This is a genomic window from Burkholderia sp. RF7-non_BP4, assembly GCF_001521935.1.
Taxonomy (GTDB): Bacteria; Pseudomonadota; Gammaproteobacteria; order Burkholderiales; family Burkholderiaceae; genus Burkholderia; species Burkholderia diffusa.
Window position 1 is genome coordinate 30,063 of record NZ_LOTA01000062.1, and the last position, 18,786, is coordinate 48,848.

The following is an 18,786-nucleotide window of genomic DNA, read 5'->3' on the forward strand; positions in this document are numbered from 1 at the left end:
GTCGCGCTCAATCGTCGTCATCGTCGTGATGCTTGCGCCAATGCTTGTAATAGTGCTTGCGCCATTTCCGGTAACCGTCGTCGTCCTCTTCGCCGTAGTAGCCGTATCCGTAACCCGGATAGGCGACCACCGCCGGCTGCGGCGCCACATAGACCGGTGCCGGCTCGACATAGACCGGCGCGACCGGCACGCCGATGCCCACCGACAGGTCGACGTGTCCCGCCATTGCACTGCCGGAAGCGAGCAACGCCACACTCCCGATCCACACCGCCAATCCCCTCTTGTTCATGTTCCCCTTCCCGGATCCGCCGGCCAGCCCGGCACGCGCGTCGAATGTAATCGCGCCGCGCACCGCCAGGTGCTACGCCGTTGCGAGAGTCGTAACGCGACGTAACGAAACGGCATTAGCCATTCGACCGAATCGCGAAAATGCACGGGAACGTCTATAGTGGGTTACGGTTCGACACAATCGCGACTGCGCACTGGTGGAACGAACAGGGTAAAATCCCGCCAAACACTTGGTGGGCAACCACGCCACACACGCACAACATATTCTCTGACGCAGGCTCCTGCCGCACCTCAATGGCCAATCCCGCAGAATCCCATCCGCAAAACGACTTCATCAATTCGGCGCGCAAGGAACGTAAGCGTGTTGAAATCTATCTCGTCAACGGCATTCGTCTGACGGGGTGTATCGAGTCGTTCGACCAGTACCTGGTGATGCTGCGCACCCCCGTGGGTCTGCAAGGCATCTACAAGCGTGCGATTTCCACGATCCAGCTCGACACGGGCGGCTCGCGCCCGGGCGGCGGCGGCCCCCGCGGCCCGCGTACCGGCGGTCGGCCGGGCGGCCGCGAAGGCGGCGGCCACAGCCCGTACGGCTCGCACGGCGGCGCCCGCGAATCGCGCGGCGACGGCGGCGGCTACGGTTCGCGCGAACCGCGTGAAGGCTACGGCTCGCGCGAACCGCGCGAGGGTTATGGCGCGCCGCGCGAACCCCGCGAAGGCTACAGCGCCCCGCGCGAAAGCTACGGCGCACCGCGCGACGCCGGCGACGCATCGGGCAACACGTCGCCGTCCGACGCACGCGGCGGCAACGGGCCGGTGATCGTCACGCGCCGCCGGCGAATCGTGCCGGACGGCCAGTAAAACGAAAGGGCAAGCCAAGCGGCTTGCCTTTTTTCTGGTGGGTCGGCGCGGCATGTCGCCGCACCGGCCGTGCCGTGATCGCTCAGTGCGCCGTCGTCGGCAAGCCTGCGTCGGCCTCGCGCTGCAGCGAACGCACCTGCTGCTGCAATGCGCGCAGTTGCGACTGAAGCTGCACCTGCTGCGCCTGCAACGCCGCCGTTTCGGTGCGGACGCTCTTCTGGCGATCCGCGACCGCTGCCTGCTGCTCGCGTGCGATCGAGATGTCCGCCTGCAGACGCCGCGCCCGTTCCTGCGTGACTTCGATCTGCCGGTCCATCTGCGCCTTTTGCGATTCCAGCTTCGCCGCACGCAGTTCGTTGACGGCCAGCCGTTCCGCCTGACGCGAGAAATCGCGATAGATCGTCTCGGCCCGCGTTTCGTCGTAAGTCTTGATCACCCGCCAGAACGCCTTCTGCTGGAACAGCGCGACGAAATAGGAACCGTCCTTCACGCTGAACAGCAGGCTCGCGCCGTAGCTGCCGTTATAGCTGGTGCGCATTTCCGTCAGCGAATGCGCCTGGATCTGGCGCTGCAGTTCGTCGACCGTGCTCTGCCCGGTCGTCTCGCCCGCCTGCGGCTGTACCGACGTCTGAACCTGCTGATCGATTACCGGAATCGCCGCCACAGGCGCCGACGCCTGCTGCACCGCCGGCGATGCATTGCCGGCCAACCCCTGCGCGAACGCGTCCTGCATGCCTCCCATCATGGCGAGCAACACACACGCCCGCCCCAACCCCGTCATATGGCTCATGAATTTCGATTCCCCGCCCGTGTCGTTGTAATTCAGCGCGATTTTATCTCATTAATTATTCGCTTTCGCGAGTCTCGGGCTCTTCATCGAATATCTGATACTTGCGCATCTTTTCCCACAGGACTTTCCGGCTGATGCCGAGCTGCTGCGCCGTATCCTGACGCCGCCAACCGTTTGCGTCGAGGGCGGCGATCACGCGGCTGCGCTCGTTCATGTCCCACTTGCTGCGGTCGACGAAGACCTCTGCCGCACTCTCCACCGGCACCGGCTGCGCCGAATTGCGTGCATGCGCGACCAGCCGCTGCAGTCGCGCGGCATCCCAGCCGCCCGTTTGCCGCACCGTCACCCCGACGCGCTCCGCAAGGTTGCGCAGTTCGCGCACGTTGCCGGGGAAATAGCTGTCCGCTACCGCGTCCGCGAGCCAGTAAGGCAGGTCGGACAATTGCGCGAGCCGCTCGTCGCCCACCACCTCCGCGACGAACGACTTGAACAGCGCGATCTTGTCGACCGCGCCCCGCTCTTCCAGCGACGGAATGCTCAGCTCGATCACCGCGAGCCGATAGTAAAGATCCGCGCGGAACAGGCCATCCTTCACGAGCTGCGGCAGCTTCTTGTTGCTGGCCGCGACGAGACGGAAATCGACCTTGATCGGCGTCGTCGCGCCGACCCGCAGCACGGCGCCGTCCTCCAGCACGCGCAGCAGCTTGACCTGCTGGTACAAAGGCAGGTCGCCGACTTCATCGAGGAACAACGTGCCGCCCGCCGCCTGCTCGAAATAGCCTTTATGCGCAACAACCGCGCCGGTGAACGAGCCTTTCGCGTGCCCGAAGAACAGCGATTCGAACAGGCCGTCCGGAATCGCGCCGCAGTTGACCGGCACGAATTCGCCGGTCCGGTAGCGCGAATGCTTTTCGTGGAGCAATTGCGCGATACGTTCCTTGCCGACGCCGGTTTCGCCGTGCAGCAACACGTTGGTGTCGCAGTCGGCGAACGTATCGACCTCGTGCAGCAGCGCCTGCATCGACTCCGAGTGCGCGACGAGTTCGGACGGCTGCAGCGTATCGGCCGCGTGCGCGCGCAGCTGCGTGACGAGCTTGCCGATCATCCCGCGCAGTTCGGCACAGGTGAAGTCGAGCGGCAGGATGTGCGAATAGTCGGGCGGATACTGCGACGCGTCGTGGTCGCGCGCCGCGCCGACCCAGACGACCGGCATGCCGATGTTGGCCTGCCAGTCGCGCAGGAATGCCGCGCCGGTTTCGATCATCGTCACGCTGATGATCGCGAGCGACGGCCGCAACGCGGCGCGCTCCGGCGAGATTTCCGCATTGTCGGCGCGGATCACTTCGACGTCGAAGCTCGCCATGCAGCGGGCAACGCGGTCGACGATGTCCGCCTTGCCTTCCCAGACGTACAGGTCGAGTTCTGCGATTGCGGAGGTGGTTCTCATGATTCAGGTGCGGCTACGGTTATTGACGAGTGATGCGGCACTGCGGGTCAGGCGCGGGGCATGGGCCGAAGCGCTGCCCGCGCTCCCGACGCAAGTGGACGCCGCGGTTTTCATTGCACGAGCATCGGATTGCCGCATTTGATCGAGTCCGGTGTATTTGTGACATAAGCGTTCCCCAGACTCAAGCCGAGCAAGCCGGTGACCGAAGTCAGCAGCGAATCGATCGGTTGCAGCAGGAGCGGAACGAGTGTGCTCGCCAGTGCGGTCAGAAGCGGGCCGGTGATGAGGCTCACCACCGGATTCAATATACCGGCCAGCAATCCTGCCAGACTGCCCTGTGGGGCAGACAGTGACAGCGTCAGACCACCGTTGGCGATACCCTGAACCGCGGGCGACAGGAACTGATCGGTTCCCACGGAAAGCATGTACGGCGATGCCGGACTCGGCGACGCGGATGATCCAGGCCCAGGATAGGTGAACACCAGCGACGTCGGATTTTGATTGGCGACCGGAACCGTCAACTGGCCGGGCTGCAAATTGACGTTGACCGAGATGTCGTTCACGTTGAGGAGCCCGAGCGTGGCGACGCTGAGCAACGTTGTCAGCGCCGATGTCAAGCCGCCGAGGTTGAGCAGATTCAGCAGGCTCTGCAAGTTGACGGACACCAACGTGATCGGCGATGCGCCGCCGTTCGGAACATAACCGCTGGACGCATTGAGGTTGATCGGCGTATTCGCCGTCCCACCGATATAGACGGCGACCACGCCGGTCTGCACGTTCACCGTCGCGCTCTTCGTGCCGTTCGCGGAACAGGTGACGGAGGCGAGCCCGGCCTTCGCCGGCGCGACATACGCGGTAATCGGCAGTCGCACGGCGGCCAGCGGCGTCGCATTGCCTGACGGACAGGTGCCTCCCGGATAGACAAGGGATCCGTTCGAGCACGTCGACAGCAGCGATATCGACGTATTCAGGAATACGTTCCCCTGCGCTGTCGACGTATTGGTCAAGCAATTCGACGTCCCGCAATTCGACGGTCCGGGCGGCCCGCTTGCGGTGGCCGGCGGCGTTCCGGCGAGAGATACGGAACCCGACACCGTCGCGTTCAGCAGCGGCGCGAGCGCGGTCGGCGTCTGGACCGTGATGCTCGGGATGGCAACGGCATTCGTGCCGTTCGCGACCTGTAGCGCGGTCGACAACAGTCCGAGCGCGTTGACGCTGGCGTCGACTGCAGAGCTGCCGTTGGCCACCGCGGCCGAAACCAGCTGGTTAAGCGCGATCTGCGGCCCGCCGCAGACACTGCCGGAACAAAGCGCGACGACGATCGCATTCAGCACGTTCAGGTTCGCGCCCACCAGGTTCTGTTGGGTCGCCGCCTGCACCACCGCGTTGGCCAACTGACCAAGGGTCACGGAGCCGTTCAGTACGGCCGTGCTCGAGCCGACCGGCAGATTGGCGAGAATGCCCGCCAGCTTCAGGTTGACCTGCGCCAGCCCCTGGTAATCGACAGCGTTGAGGCTCAACGTTTTGGGCGAACCGGTCAGCGTCTGGAGCAATTGATTGGCCAGCCCGCCATTCAATGCGGCGAGCGACGTGGTCAGCGTAAAGGTATCGGTCGGCGTGCTCTTCGCCATGGCCGACGCACCGATCGACTTTCCGCCGCGGAAAAAGCCTGTCACCGGTTCGGAAACGCTCACGCACACGGCGTTGGCCGACTGTCCGGTCGTTGATCCGGCCGGCCCTGCCGACAAGCCGCCGCATTGACCGTTCATCGGGTCGCCCGCGGTCGGCGTAAACAGCGCGGCACCGCCGCTGGTTTGAGGCGCAGTCCACACGCCGCACGTCACGGATATGGTGGCGTTTGCCGGTACGGAATTCGCCGAAGGGCTCGCGACCTGCTGGGCCGCCGTCTTCGCCGCCGAACAGGTCGTATCCGCGCTGGCTTTCATGACCGACGACAGCGCGGCCAGATCGGCAGCCGCCTGCATATGGCGTCGTTCGGAATAAAAGCGGCCGATGTCGATCCCGCTGAGTACGATGACGGCAACCGACAGCCAGATCGCCGCCATGATCGCGATGGAGCCGCGCTGACGCTGCCCCGCCGGCCCGTCAGTACCGTGTCGCCGCCCCACCCGTGATTGATCCGCGCGCATCGCCATTTCGCTTACTGCGCGCCCTGTCCGTTACCCGACATGCCACCTGACGAACCGAGCTGCGTGCTCATCGACTCAGGAATCTTGTTCTTGAATGAATCGAGATAACGCTGGTAGATCAACGACGCGACGTCGCCAAGCAACGGTTGCGTCGGCGCTGCCGCCCGATTTTCGCCCTGCATCGTGAGCCAGTCCCTGGTCGAGCGCCCCACGTCGGACGCCACCGGTGCCGCATCCTGTTGTGCGTATGCGGTGACGGTTCCCAGCGCCATGCAGGCAACCGCCGCCAGCATCGCAACGCGCCCCGCACGCATGTTCCGACGATCATTGTTGTTCATGTCGTTCCCCCGCCTGTTCGTTCTGTTCATTGTGCAAACCGTTGCAGCAGCGGCACGGTCTGGTCATAGCCGAAATTGTTTGCCATCGGCGTGATCGGCGCGGTCGCGGCGTGCCGCGACACCACCGGCGGCGTCGCGACCGCACGCTGCTGTGCACGCGCCGCGGCCGTAATCCTTGCGGCATCGCCAAGAATGTCCTTGCGGATATCCGCCGGTAGACGCTGCTGATTCATCAGTCGCTGCGCATCCTGCGTGCGCCCGGACGCGAGCAGATACAGTGCGAGGTTACTGACGATCTTCGGATTGCGTTGATCCAGTTCCGCTGCCTTCATCAACGGCACCCGCGCGCCGACCACATCGCCGTTACGCAATTTCGCATAAGCGAGATCGGACAGCAGCGACGCGTCGGTCGGCGCAAGCTCCGACGCCTGCGCCAGTGCCTGTACAGCCAGACCGAAATCGCCGGCCGCACCGGCGATCAACCCCAGCCCGCGGTAACCACGCGACGCGAGCGGCGTCTTCAGCAACTGCGTATACGCTGCCGCGCCGGCAGCCGGCTGGTCGGTCATCCGCAGCGCGTCCGCGCGCAGCAGAATCGTGTCCGGCGACACGCCGTAGGCCTTGTCGTAAGCGTCGATGTGCGCGAGCGACGCGTAATAGAGTCCCTGCGCCTGCATCCGCTGGATCAGACCGAGATACATCGCAGGCGTATCCGGCACCGCCTGCTTCTGGTCGGCCGCCTGAATCAGCGCCGCGCGTTCTGCCTGCGCGTTCACGCCGTACCCGCCCTCCTTGGTCGCACATGCGCCGAGCAGCGCCACCACCGCCACCACGCCAGCGTGCCTCGCCATTCCGCCGATCCGCTTCATCGTCTTTCCTTCCGTCCGTCAATGATGATGCGCCGTCAGCGCACGCATCACGGCCAACAACCCCGGTCCGGCCGTCACGATCAGCAGTGCAGGCAGCAATGTCACCACCATCACACCGGTCATCTTTACGGTCAGCCGACCGATCCGGTCGCGCAGCATCGCGCGGCGCGTTTCCCGCAGCCGGTCGCCGAACTGCTTGAGCGGCTCCTGAACCGCGCCGCCGTGCTTGTCGACCTGCACCATCAGCCGCGCAATCGCGCGCAAGTCCTCGTTGTCGAATCCGCTCGACAATCGTTGCATCGACTGCTCGCGCGTGCGGCCCGCTGCGAATTGACGCTGCGCGATCCCAACCTCCGACGACAGCACCGGCATCATCCCGCGGAAATCGTTCGTCACGACCTGCAGGCTCTGATCCAGTGACAATCCAACGCCCTGCAACAAGCGCAGCATGTCGACGAGCAACGGCAGCTCGTCGATGACACTCTGGCGCCGCGCGGCGGCACGACGCTGCAGGTAGAGCTTCGGCAGCATGAAACCGAACCCGAATGCGGCGAACATGCCGATCATCCAGAATCCTCTCGTCGTTCGTCCGCTCGCGAATATCGCGAACAGCAACGGCAACGCGATCCCGCATGCAATTCGCGCGATCAGGAACAGCCCGCGCGTACGCGCGTCGACGTAACCGCATTGCTCGAGCAGACGACGGTCCTCTTCCGCGACGATGTGCTTGCCGAACCCGGTATCGAGCCAGCGCATCCCTGTTGCCGAGAATCGCGCAAGCATGCGCTCGATGCGCTCGCGCCCGCGCGTATCCGGTTTCGCGGACGGAACCTCGTCCGCCGCGGTCCGCGCCTTGGCTGCCTCCAGCGCCGCCATGCGCTGATCGAGCGCATCGGCCAGCGCACGTTCTGCACGCGACGCGGCACTCGCACGCAACAGCGCGATCATTCCAAACAACAGCACGCCCAGCGCGCCAAGTGCCAGTGCGACCGATCCGATCTGAGTTGCTGTCATCGCATCACCTGAGTCGAGCCATTCGATACAGCCATACGCTGCCCGCAACCTGCGCCAGGAACGCGAACATGAGGAGCATTTGCCCGCTCGGATCGTTCCACATCCCTTCCAGGTATTTCGGGTTGGTCATCACGACAAAGCTGCCGATCCCGATCGGCAACATCACGAGCACGAATGCCGACAGCCGCGTTTCCGCCGACATCGCCGTCAGCTCGCGCTCCGCTTGCTCGAGGTCGCGCATGAAGACGGCCATCCGCTCCAGCATGACGTCCGCGCGACCGCCGTACTTGACCGACAACCGCAGTACCGAGCCGAGCAATTCGAACTCCTCGGTCCGGTAGATCTTGGCGATGTGAAGCATCGCGCGATCGATCTCGACACCCGAGCGCAGCATCCGGGACACGTGATCGAGACACCCCCGCAGCGGCTCCTCCGTCGTCAGCAGCGCTGCCTGGAATGCGGCCGGCACGCTGTTGCCGAGCGTCACCAGTCGCACGATCCCGTCGAGAAACGACGGGATCTGCCGGACGATTTTCAGTCGCCGCTTCTGGATTCGCGACGTGAGCCAGACGCCGAAGATCGCGCCGCCGCACGCAAGCGCCGCGAAACACGCAAGCACGCCGCCGCGGCTGCCCGCGATTGCCGCCACCGCGGCGAGAGCGGCCAGCGCGACGATCGCCTTGCCGCGCGCGCCTTCGATCCCCGCACGGTTCACGAGGTTGGTCAGATACTCCGTTGCGAGCGCATACCAGTGCGCCCAGAACGCACGAGACGCGGCATTGTGCGCGCCACCGGACGACGACACGGCCCGCGACGCGGCGGATGCCGCCGATCGTGCAGCCGGTGCCGCCACGCGCACGCCGGGTTCGAGCCGACTGTCGATGAAGCGCTTCGCATCGGTGCGCACGCGCCGGGTTTCCGCATGTCGCCACAGCATCAGTGCCGATGCCACGCACAGCATCGCGACCGCGAGCACCCAGATCATCGCGCTATACATTGAAGCCCCCGCCGCGGCCGAAACCGCCGCCACCAAAGCCGCCACCGAAACCGCCACCGCCCATCGCGCCGTTCGTCAGCGTCTGGCGGAAGCGCGCGAGCTTCGGCGAATGCGGATGGATGCCGAGCGATTCCCAGTGATCGACTTCCTCGCCTTCCGGCGTCACGCGCGCTTCGTAGCGATACAGCTCCTGCGTCGCGATGATGTTGTCGGACAGCCCGGTCACCTCGGTGATCGACAGAATCCGGCGGCGTCCATTCGACAGCCGGCCGATCTGCACGATGAAATCGATCGCGTTCGCGATCTGGCGACGCAAGCTCGACTCGGTCCCCTGGAAGCCGGCGAACCCGGCGAGCATCTCGAGACGGTACAGGCACTCGCGCGGCGAGCTCGCGTGCACGGTGCCCATCGAGCCGTCGTGGCCCGTGTTCATCGCCTGCAGCATTTCGAGCACTTCACCGCCGCGCACTTCGCCGACGATGATCCGGTCCGGGCGCATCCGCAACGTGTTGCGCAGCAGGTCGCGAATCGTCACGACACCGCTGCCGTCGAACCCGCCGGGGCGGCTTTCGAGCCGCACGACGTGCGGGTGGTTCAGCGACAGCTCCGCCGTATCCTCGATCGTCACGACGCGCTCGGCCTCCGGAATGTGGAATGCGAGCGCGTTGAGCAGCGACGTCTTGCCCGAACTCGTGCCGCCCGACACGAGCACGTTGCAGCGTGCCTCGACCGCCGCCTCGAGCAGCGCGCCGATCTCGTCGTTGTACGTGCCGTTGCCGAGCAGGTCCGAGGGCTTGAGCGGATCCTTGCGGAATTTGCGGATCGACACGATCGGTCCGTCGATCGACAGCGGCTCGATCACGACGTTCACGCGGCCGCCATCGGGCAGTCGCGCGTCGACCATCGGGTTCGATTCGTCGAGACGACGCCCGATCGGCGCGAGGATCCGGCGCACGATCCGCAGCAAGTGCGCGTTATCGGTGAAACGCACCGGCAGCTTCGCGAGAATCCCGTGCCGCGACACGTACACGTCGTTGTAGCCGTTGATCAGGATGTCCTCGACCGCCGGATCCGCGAGCAGGTCCTCGATCGGCCCGAAGCCGGCGAGTTCCTTCGTCAGCGCCTCGGCGATCGCCCGCACCTCGTTCTCGTTGAGCGGAATGCGGCGCAGGCGGACGAAGCTGTCGATCTCGAGATCGACGAACTGATTGATCGCCTGGCGCGACCATCGGCCGAACTCGGCGCCCAGTTCCTCGATACGCGTCAGCAGATGCTCGTGCGCCGCATTCTTGATGTCGTGGAATTGCTGCGTCTGGGAGAACGGCGCTGCGCCGTCGGCGAATTGAATGTCGTGTGCCATCGGTTATGACCGCTTGGACGAGGGTTGAATGAAGCGTTTGAGCGCCGACAGGCCGGGCGCCGCGCGCGACGCGCCCGCCACGCCCGATACGCCGGGCAGCCGCGTGGCGAGGGATTCGAGCGCGCGCACATACGGATCGCGCTCCGCCGCGTCGATGATGAGCCGCCCCTGGTTTGCCGCATGGCCGATCGCGACGCGACGTGCCGGCAAGGTGCCGACCAGCGACAACCCGAGACGCTCGGCGATCTGTCCGGGCATCAGGTCCAGCGCGGAATCGTACTGGTTGACCACGAGCTTGACGCGATCGGTATCGACGCCCGCATCGCGCAGCCCGGTGAGCAGGTCGGCGGCCGAAACGATCGACGCGACGCCCTGATCGCAGACAAGCCACGCCTCGTCGGCCGATGCCGCGATCTGCGTGACGAACTCCCGATTCGAGAACCCGCCGAGATCGACGACCTGCTGGTCGAAGAATGCACGGAAGCGGTTCAGCAACCCGATGCACGACGCATAGGACACGTCGCGCAATCCGCCGAGGTCCGGCGGCAGCGTCGTCAGTGCGACGCCGCTCTGGTGTCGCGTGAGCGCGGTGTTCACGAACGTGCGATCGATGCGGCGCAAATTCTGCACGGCATCGATAAAGTGGAATTCGCAGCGCGTGTTCAGGAACAGCGCGCCGTCGCCGGCCGGCAATCCCAGGTCGATCAGCGCGGTCTGGCGACCGGCCGGCACGCCGCCGTCCGGGCCGCCCGTCGCGCCCGGGCCGAGCGCCCGCTTCTGCAGCCAGACCGCGAGATTCGCGGCAAGCGTGCTGACGCCCATGCCCGCGCGCGCGCCGAGCAACGCGACGACCTTGCCGTGGCGGCTCGTCGGCTCGCCGACGTGGGACAGCAATCCACGCGTCGTTCGCAGCGCGTCCTCGGCCGATGCCGACACGTCGATGAAGTCGCGCACGCCCGCGCGCAGTGCGGCGAGCGTGCTCTCCGGTTGGGTGAGCGAGCCGAGCGCGACGATCGGCAACCCCGGATGCGCCGCACGTACCGTGGCCGCGGCGACGCTCGCCGCTTCGCTGCGTTCGGAGAAGTCGATGAACACGAGGGCCGGATTGAGCCCGGTGATGCGCTGTGCCAACACACCCGGTTCCAGCGACGCGGCCTCGACCGCACCGGCCGAAACCAGCGTATCGGCCAACCAGCGCACATGCGCTTCCTTTGTCGACGCACAAACGAAGTAGTCGGTCACGGCGGGTTCACACAATGATTGGGTTCGTGCATTCATGTCGAACACCCCCGATTACGCATGGCGTAGCGATGTGCCGCGACGCGCAATGCTTCAGATTCATTTCGAAAACCCCGGTGCCGCATCCGGCGACGCTGCACCGCCCAGATAGGATCGCCACACCGGCCCGTCACGCTGCTCCGACAACTCGCCGGGCGTCGCAGGCAGTACCGCCCCCTTCGCAATCGGCGCGACGAGATGCGGTGTCACGATGATCAGCAATTCCTTGTCGTTCTGCTGGTAGTTCAGGTTCTTGAAGAACGTGCCGATGATCGGCAGGTCGCCGAGCAGCGGCACCTTGCTCACGTTCGACAATGTCTGGCGATCGATCAGGCCGCCGATCACGAAGCTCTCGCCGTCACCGAGTTCGACCGTCGTATCGGCACGACGCGTCGTGATGCCCGGCACGGCGACGCCGCTGATCGTCACGCTGTTCACGAAGTCGAGCTGGCTCGATTCCGGTGCGACCTTCAGCGCGATCCGGCTCGGGCTCAACACCGTCGGGGTCAGCGACAGCCCGACGCCGTATTGCTTCCACTGGATCGCGGTCGAGCCGAGTCCCTGCGGCGCCGGCACCGGAATCTCGCCGCCCGCGAGGAAGCTGGCGCTCTGACCGGACAGCGCGACGAGCGTCGGCTCCGCGAGCACGCGCGCCATGTTGTTCGCTTCGAGCAGCGACAGGTCGGCGAAGATGCCTCGTCCTGCTGCGTTCACAACCAGGTTGAACGCTGACGCGACCGGCGCGCCAAGCGTCGGAATGTACGAGCCCGTGCCCGGGCCCGCTGCGCCGTTATACGATTGCACGCCGCCCGGTGCGAACGAACCGAACGAAAAGCCGTTGCTCTGCTTGAAGAAATTGAAGCCGATCTGCTTGAGCACCGAACGGCTGAATTCCACCACCCGCACATCGACCTGCACGACGTTCTTGCCGGCCAGCGTCGAGCGATCGATCACCGTGCCTTTGGGGCTCATGTTTTTGGCGACCGCCGCGGCCCGTTCGTGAGCATCGAGCGATGCCGACGTTCCCCGCAGCACCGACGTCCCGCCGTACGCCTTCACCTGCGGCGTAGAACCGTCGAGTACCGCTTGCGCCGCCGCGTCGACGACTTCCACGCTCCACACCGTCGGCTCGTCGCGACCGCGCTCCCACAACATCACGTTCGTCGCACCCGGCGCTTTCGCGGTCAGCAGCACCGAACCGGAACGACTGCCCTTCATGATCAGCACATCGGCGATTGCCGGATCGCCGACGGCGACCCGCTGCAGCGCGTGGCCGGCGGAAATCTGCCGCTGCGCGCCGACGGCGAGCTCGATCGTGCCGCTCGCGCTTGCAATGGAGGCGAATGTCAGGGTCCAGAGCGCAATCGCGAATGCAATCAGTGTGTTTTTCATTGTTTGTTGGACCGTCGCACGGCCTTTACTTGTCTTCGCCGATATCGATTGCCATCGATGTTGTTCAATACGCGACCGTTTCCGACCGGCCGCCGCGGATCACCTCGATGCTGCCCCCGCCCCCGTTGCCGCTGCCGCCGGCTCGCATCGCAGGCGGCAGGCGCGACGGCAGCGGCGGCACGTTCACGTTGGCCACAGCGGTCCTCGACGTGCCGGACAGCTGTTGCAGCGATACGCCGGCCGCGGCAAGCGCCGACGGCGACAGCTTGTTGTCCGTGCGCACCGCCACCGTCTGCGTCGCGAGCTCGTCGTCGCGCGGGTTGCGCAGCGCGAGCGTCAGCCGGCCGCTCGCCTCGCCGAGAGTCAACGCATCGACCTGCGCGGTCGGCACCGCGAGTACCGCGATGCGCGTGTTGCTCGGCTGGCCATTGCTGCCGTTCGTGTTGTTGCCGCTGTCGCGATCCGGCGTCGCGTCGCCGAACGACAGCACGCGAACCTTCGACATCAGGAGCCGTGCCTGCGTCTGCGAGACTTCACCGTCGAACATCGCGCCACCTCCTTCCCGCTTCAGGTTCAGGAACACGTCGACGAAATTACCGGGCCGAAGGCGGTTGCCGACCGCATTGGTCTCGTCGACGCGAACCGCGATTGCGCGCTCGCCCGGCTCGACGTCCTCGGCAAGGCCCGACACCAGTGCGCCCGAGACGACGGGTGTCGATGCCGGAATGTCGTGCGCCGGTACGCGACCGACCAGTGTGGCCGGATCGGAAAACGCCCCTGCCGGCGCTGGTGCGGTCGGCTGAATCTGCAACGCGTCCGCGGCGATCGGCTGACCGACCGACAACGTGCGCGTCGCGACCACGACCGGCACCGGGGTCGCGGCGGCTGCCGGTTGCGCCGGGACAGGACTAGACGAACTGCGCCCGAGCATCCATGCATAGATTCCGAGCAGAACGGCGATCGCGATCAGCAGCCCCGCGATGATCTTCGTTACGTTATTGGCCATGTTGTCGAATGGATACCGGATAAGGTCCGTGCAAATCTTTTTGTCTGACAATTAACACGACAAAAAACCGCCTCGTCGCGATGCGCAACTCATTGAAGCAACGACTGCGAAATCTGGACGACTGCCGTGCTTGTCAGCGGCTGGGTCAGAATGGTGCCCACGAAGGGCATGGTCGTTACCCAAGCTTGCGGCGAATAGCTCACCGTTACCGACAGGCAATACAGCGACGCGTCGTATTTGCATGCAGGCGCCTTCACCACGACATTCGGCGCGCTGATATTCAGCCAGCCGACGACGTCTTTCGCGGTGGCCTGCGCCTTCGCGGTTCGAGTCGTCAAATCCGGGGCGTAATTCAAGGCCGCGCGCGCGCCTTCGCTGGCGGCGAACGTCAAACTTTGCTGAATCACGAAAACCATTCCGAAACAAATGATCCCGTAGCAGATCACGAAGAAAAGCGGAAATATGATTGCGAATTCGACTGCGGTCGCTCCGCGCTGCCGCCCGTATCCGCACCGCTTTCTCTGCCGTTTCATCGCACGCTCCCATCCGCGACGAGGCAGACGAGCCATACAGCCGCAGGGATTGCAAGGCACGCGCCATAAGGTGTCGCGCGATATCGACCAATCGTCGACGCCGATGCGCCACGCCGCCACAACGTACCGAGCGACGTGCGAGACAACAGCAGCACGGCAAGCGCGTGAATCCCCGCCGCCAGGCTTGCGGCGATCCAGAGCCACATCAGGCCCTGAACGCCGCACCACGCGCCGAGGACGGCAAACACCTTCACGTCGGCCGCGCCCATCACCCCAAGGAAAAAGAACGGGAGAAGGCCCACCAGACCGACGAACGTGCCGAACAGCGCCTGGACGCGTCCGATGCCGAACGGATTTGCACCGTAAAAGGCGCTTGCAAATGCGGCGACCAACCCGCCGACAACGAGCAAATTCGGAATACGCCGGGAATGAATATCACTGGCCGTGACGAGCACTGCCCAGGCCAGGAACGCCCCGATAGAAAATAGATATGCCATCGCGCCAGACCGGTCGCGGATATAAGTTGAGCGGCTCGCCGCAGCAAGCCGCCCGATATCACGCCGAAAGACAATGATTGGGACTTCTTAACCCAATTTGCACGCCGCGGCCGTGCCCGAGCTACCGACCGTGCTGACGCACGTGCCGATGGTCGAGAACATCGAATTGAGATTGGTGCCGAGCGACGATACACCGGCGATGATGGCGACAGCGACCAGCCCCGCAATCAGACCATACTCGATCGCGGTAACCCCGTCTTCTTCCTTAAGGAAGCGCTTGATGAGTGCTTTCATTTTTTAATTCCTCGTGCCTGTGTGTACGTTCTTTGGCCTTTTATACGTTGTGCGTCCCCGTATATCTGGCCCTTGCCTCGCGCCGTTCGTTACACATGTGAAACGACAGCCGAGTGCGCTTTCTTTATATGTCACCCCGAGGGGTGCGTATCACAATTTGATGCAAGTTAACATTCGCGATAGTGACCCTCCTCGAACGTCGTGTACCGAACTGTACATTTCCTTACACCTGCTCCGGATTCTATATCCGTTCCTATTTAACTTCCAACCTCTTTTAAGACCGGGCCGAACAAACTTTCCGGGAGCACGACGTATTTGTACGGTGTTTCGGTACGATTTACACATAGGATTTACGATAGGTTAGATGTGCACACCTAATCCACCAGTAAAACAATCAGACCGCCCGCCAGCCCTGCCCGCCCCTCACGTTACGCCGCACGCGTAACGCCAATGTTGTGACGTTACGTTACGAAACGGCCGAAACCGTTCTCATTTGACTGCCCTTAAACAGATTCAACAATCTTTCAATTTGCCTAAATCCCTTTTCCGACAAGGAATTGCCTCGTTTAAAACCAATCATCGAACTGTCGGCCATCGAAATGGCACGACAGTTGCAGAGTAATCCGCGCATCACTCAACACAACATCAGCTTCAATGCGAGGACGAAATGGACATTCAGGTTATCCCTCATGGCACGCTCCGGACGACTATGATCGCGGCCACCGTGGCAGCCATGCTTTCCCTCTCCGCGTGCGGGGGCTCCGGCTCCATCAGCAAGGGGCTCAGCGGCGGCTCCAGCTCGGGCGGTGGCGATTCGATCTCCACGTCGGGCGGCGGCACCTCGGGCGGCACGTCCGGTTCGACGAGCGGCAGCACCTCGGGTAGCACCAGCGGCTCGACCAGCGGCAGCACGAGCGGCTCGACGAGCGGTTCGACGAGCGGCAGCACCAGCGGCACCACGAGTGGAACGAGCAGCGGCACGAGCGGCACCTCCGGTGTGTCGTCGAACGCGGTGGGAACCGTCCTCGCAAGCAGCAGCAATCTCGTCACGAGTCTCGGCGGCACCGTATCCGGCCTCGGCTCCGTGATCGCCGGCCAGTCGCTGCCCGGCGTCAACCCGGGCACGACGCAAGCGGCAGGCGGCATCGTGCAGAACGTCGGCGGCGCGGTGACGGCGCTCGGCAATGGCCTCGGCAACGGCCTCGGCCAACTCGGCGCGACGAAGGACCCGATCGGCGTCACGGTCGCCAGCACCGGCGGCGTGGTGAACCAGCTCGGCGGCGCCGTCACGCAAACCGGCAACCTGGTCACGAGCCTCGGCACCGGCCCGCTGTCGCCGCTCGCGCCCGTCACCGGCGCCGTCGGCGGCCTCGTGACGCAGGTCGGCAACGCCGTATCGAACGGCGGCACCACGCTGTCCAACGTATTGTCGACCGGCCCGATCCAGCAGGTCACGCAGACGGTGAGCTCGGCGATCACGCCGATCACGACGATGGTCGGTCAGACGACGCAGACGATCGGGACGGCCACCGGCCTCGGCGCCCCGCTCAACATGCTGCTCGGCACGATCGGCAACGGCCTGAACCAGGGCGGCGCGCTGATCGCGTCGACGGGCGGCAACCCCGTCACGACCGGCCTCGGCAACACCGTCTCGTCGACCGGCAATACCGTGAAGACCGTCGGCGGCCTGTTCACGGGCGGCACCAGCGGCGCAACCAACCCGCTCGCGCCGCTCACGGGCCTCCTCACGACGGTCACCGGCACGCTCGGCGGTGCAGCGGGCGGCACCAGCGGCGGCCCGCTTGCCCCGGTTACGGGCCTCGTCTCGACCGTCACCGGCGCGCTCGGCGGCGCGACGCCCGGTACGAGCGGCGGTCCGCTCGCGCCGGTCACCGGCCTTCTCTCCACCGTCACCGGCGCACTCGGCGGTGCCGCGGGCGGCACCAGCGGCGGCCCGCTCGCACCGGTCACCGGCCTCGTCTCCACCGTCACGGGCGCACTCGGCGGCGTGGCCGGCGGCAGCAGCGGTCCGCTCGCGCCGGTCACGGGCCTGGTCTCCACGGTCACCGGCGCGCTCGGCAGCGCAACGGGCGGCGCAGGCGCCGGCAACCCGCTCGCCCCCGTGACGGGCGCCGTGTCCTCCGTCACCAGCACGGTCGGCGTACCGGCACTGAGCGGCAGCACGGGCGGTGTCACGAACTCGGGCTCGGGCTCGAACCTGCTCGCGCCTGTCACGTCGCTGATCGGCGGCCTGCTCGGCGGCACGCACGGCAAGTAATCGAACATCCATTCATCGACAAGACAGCGAGGAGTCCATCATGTCCCAGCAACGTTCCATCACGACGGTCGTCCTGCGCCAGTGGCGCGTGCCCCTCACCGCCTTCGCCGCGGCGTGCCTGCTGGCTGCCTGCGGCGGCAACAGCGTCAGCACGCCGCCGACCAGCAGCAACGGCGGCAGCTCCAGCGGCACGAGCGGTACCAGCGGCACGAGCGGCACCAGTGGCTCGTCCACCGGCACCAAGGGCGCTGTCAGCACGGTCGGCCAGACCGCAACGGATCTCGGCAGCACGATCGGCAACGTCAGTCTGCCGGGTCTCGGCGACGGCGTGACGAAGGGCGTCGGCAGCACCGTCTCGAGCACCGGCACGATCATCAACGCGGCCGCCGATGCGTTGAGCAACGGGCTCGGACAGACCGGCTCGATCAAGGATCCCGTCGGCACGACGGTCGCCGGCCTCGGGAATGTCGTCGGCGCGACGAGCAATACCGTGTCCGGGCTGAGCTCGACGGTCAAGGCGCTCGGCACGGGTCCGCTCGCACCGCTCGCCCCCGTCACGACGCCGGTCGGCACCGTGCTCGACACGGTCGCCAACGGCCTGTCGGCCGCGGGCACGACGATCGGCTCGACGCTGTCGTCGGGCGCCGTGCAGCAAGTGACGCAGCCGCTCAGCTCGGCCATCACGCCGCTGGTGATCACCGCGGGCCAGGTCACGCAGCAGGTCGGCACGACCACGGGTCTCGGACAACCGGTGTCGGGCCTGCTGGGCCAGATCGGCGGTGCAATCAGCTCGGCGGGCAAGCAGGTCGGCAGCACGTCGAATCAGCCGCTCGTCGGCGATGTCGGCCAGCTCGTCACCGCGGTCGGCAACACCGTGACCAACGCAGGCGGCCTCGTGAACCCGAACGGGCCGAACGGCGCGGCGCCGATCCCCGGCCTGATCACGAGCCTCGTCGGTGGCTCGACGGCTAACGTACAGAACGGCTCGTCGTCGGGCTCCGGCTCGACGAACCCGCTCGGCGGCCTGCTGTCCGGTCTCGGTTCGACGCCGCTCGGTTCGCTCACCGGCGCAGTCGGTGGCGCAACGGGCAGCTCGGGCAGCGGCCCGCTCGCGCCGGTCACCGGTCTCGTGTCGACGCTGACGGGCACGCTCGGCGGCGCAACGGGTGGCGCAGGCGGGGCAAACCCTCTCGCGCCCGTCACCGGTTTGCTGAATACTGTCACCGGAGCAGTCGGCGGTGCAGCGGGGTCCGGGGCTTCGTCGAATCCGCTCGCACCGGTCACGTCGCTCGTCGGCGGCGTGACGGGGACGGCATCGTCGGGCAGCTCGACGGGGCTCCTCGCGCCGGTAACGGGGTTGCTGGGCACGCTGGGTAGCGTTGGCAAGTAAGGAG

General features: G+C 65.5%; 18 protein-coding genes. 3 read left to right on the plus strand and 15 right to left on the minus strand.

Annotated elements, in window-relative coordinates; translation table 11 throughout:
- Nucleotides 1–7: 7 nt before the first annotated feature.
- The gene (locus WS49_RS21160) at nt 8–289 is read right to left on the minus strand and encodes a PXPV repeat protein (RefSeq protein WP_059533118.1); all 282 of its coding nucleotides are present in this window, start codon (nt 287–289) and stop codon (nt 8–10) included.
- Nucleotides 290–582: 293 nt separating this feature from the next.
- Between WS49_RS21160 and hfq the strand changes: the two genes are divergently transcribed.
- Nucleotides 583–1,149, plus strand: a complete 567-nt coding sequence (hfq, locus tag WS49_RS21165; RefSeq protein ID WP_059532972.1) for an RNA chaperone Hfq — start codon at nt 583–585, stop codon at nt 1,147–1,149.
- An 82-nt stretch (nt 1,150–1,231) separates the two neighbouring features.
- Here hfq and WS49_RS21170 read toward each other — a convergent pair whose 3' ends face one another.
- The 14 genes from WS49_RS21170 to WS49_RS21235 all read right to left on the minus strand — a co-directional run bounded on the left by WS49_RS21170 (nt 1,232) and on the right by WS49_RS21235 (nt 15,114).
- The gene (locus tag WS49_RS21170) at nt 1,232–1,939 is read right to left on the minus strand and encodes a DUF2968 domain-containing protein (RefSeq protein WP_059532975.1); all 708 of its coding nucleotides are present in this window, start codon (nt 1,937–1,939) and stop codon (nt 1,232–1,234) included.
- 55 nt (nt 1,940–1,994) lie between these two features.
- A complete protein-coding gene (locus WS49_RS21175) occupies nt 1,995–3,386 on the minus strand; it encodes a sigma 54-interacting transcriptional regulator (RefSeq protein ID WP_059532978.1) in 1,392 nt (463 codons plus the stop codon).
- Between the two features lie 110 nt (nt 3,387–3,496).
- Complete coding sequence (locus tag WS49_RS21180; RefSeq protein ID WP_257127743.1) at nt 3,497–5,536, minus strand: pilus assembly protein TadG-related protein; 2,040 nt, start codon at nt 5,534–5,536, stop codon at nt 3,497–3,499.
- Nucleotides 5,537–5,547: 11 nt separating this feature from the next.
- The gene (locus WS49_RS21185; protein WP_059532984.1) at nt 5,548–5,874 is read right to left on the minus strand and encodes a DUF3613 domain-containing protein; all 327 of its coding nucleotides are present in this window, start codon (nt 5,872–5,874) and stop codon (nt 5,548–5,550) included.
- 26 nt (nt 5,875–5,900) lie between these two features.
- On the minus strand, nt 5,901–6,743 hold the full coding sequence (locus WS49_RS21190) for a pilus assembly protein (protein WP_059532987.1): 843 nt from the start codon (nt 6,741–6,743) through the stop codon (nt 5,901–5,903).
- Between the two features lie 18 nt (nt 6,744–6,761).
- Entirely contained in the window at nt 6,762–7,757 is a 996-nt protein-coding gene (locus WS49_RS21195) for a type II secretion system F family protein (RefSeq protein ID WP_059532990.1), read from the minus strand.
- 4 nt (nt 7,758–7,761) lie between these two features.
- Nucleotides 7,762–8,754, minus strand: a complete 993-nt coding sequence (locus WS49_RS21200) for a type II secretion system F family protein (RefSeq protein WP_059532993.1) — start codon at nt 8,752–8,754, stop codon at nt 7,762–7,764.
- Nucleotides 8,747–10,114 (minus strand): CpaF family protein, encoded by a 1,368-nt coding sequence (locus WS49_RS21205; RefSeq protein WP_059532996.1) that lies wholly within the window; start codon nt 10,112–10,114, stop codon nt 8,747–8,749. The genes WS49_RS21200 and WS49_RS21205 overlap by 8 nt, the downstream gene beginning before the upstream one ends.
- Nucleotides 10,115–10,117: 3 nt before the next feature.
- Nucleotides 10,118–11,392, minus strand: a complete 1,275-nt coding sequence (locus WS49_RS21210) for a fimbrial protein (protein WP_059533120.1) — start codon at nt 11,390–11,392, stop codon at nt 10,118–10,120.
- 60 nt (nt 11,393–11,452) lie between these two features.
- On the minus strand, nt 11,453–12,784 hold the full coding sequence (locus tag WS49_RS21215; protein ID WP_059532999.1) for a type II and III secretion system protein family protein: 1,332 nt from the start codon (nt 12,782–12,784) through the stop codon (nt 11,453–11,455).
- A 64-nt stretch (nt 12,785–12,848) separates the two neighbouring features.
- On the minus strand, nt 12,849–13,790 hold the full coding sequence (gene cpaB, locus WS49_RS21220; RefSeq protein WP_059533002.1) for a Flp pilus assembly protein CpaB: 942 nt from the start codon (nt 13,788–13,790) through the stop codon (nt 12,849–12,851).
- Between the two features lie 89 nt (nt 13,791–13,879).
- Nucleotides 13,880–14,323: a TadE/TadG family type IV pilus assembly protein gene (locus tag WS49_RS21225; RefSeq protein ID WP_059533005.1), complete on the minus strand. Its 444-nt coding sequence runs from the start codon at nt 14,321–14,323 to the stop codon at nt 13,880–13,882.
- Nucleotides 14,320–14,820: an A24 family peptidase gene (locus WS49_RS21230; protein ID WP_059533009.1), complete on the minus strand. Its 501-nt coding sequence runs from the start codon at nt 14,818–14,820 to the stop codon at nt 14,320–14,322. Before WS49_RS21230 ends, WS49_RS21225 begins: the two co-directional genes overlap by 4 nt.
- A gap of 87 nt (nt 14,821–14,907) precedes the next feature.
- Nucleotides 14,908–15,114 carry a Flp family type IVb pilin gene (locus WS49_RS21235; RefSeq protein WP_059533012.1) on the minus strand — a complete coding sequence of 69 codons (207 nt, stop codon included), beginning with the start codon at nt 15,112–15,114 and terminating at the stop codon, nt 14,908–14,910.
- Nucleotides 15,115–15,781: 667 nt separating this feature from the next.
- Here WS49_RS21235 and WS49_RS21240 point away from each other — a divergent pair.
- Together WS49_RS21240 and WS49_RS21245 are read left to right on the plus strand one after the other, a co-directional pair.
- On the plus strand, nt 15,782–17,392 hold the full coding sequence (locus WS49_RS21240) for a collagen-like triple helix repeat-containing protein (protein WP_059533015.1): 1,611 nt from the start codon (nt 15,782–15,784) through the stop codon (nt 17,390–17,392).
- 40 nt (nt 17,393–17,432) lie between these two features.
- On the plus strand, nt 17,433–18,782 hold the full coding sequence (locus WS49_RS21245; protein ID WP_059533016.1) for a collagen-like triple helix repeat-containing protein: 1,350 nt from the start codon (nt 17,433–17,435) through the stop codon (nt 18,780–18,782).
- Nucleotides 18,783–18,786: the final 4 nt, after the last annotated feature.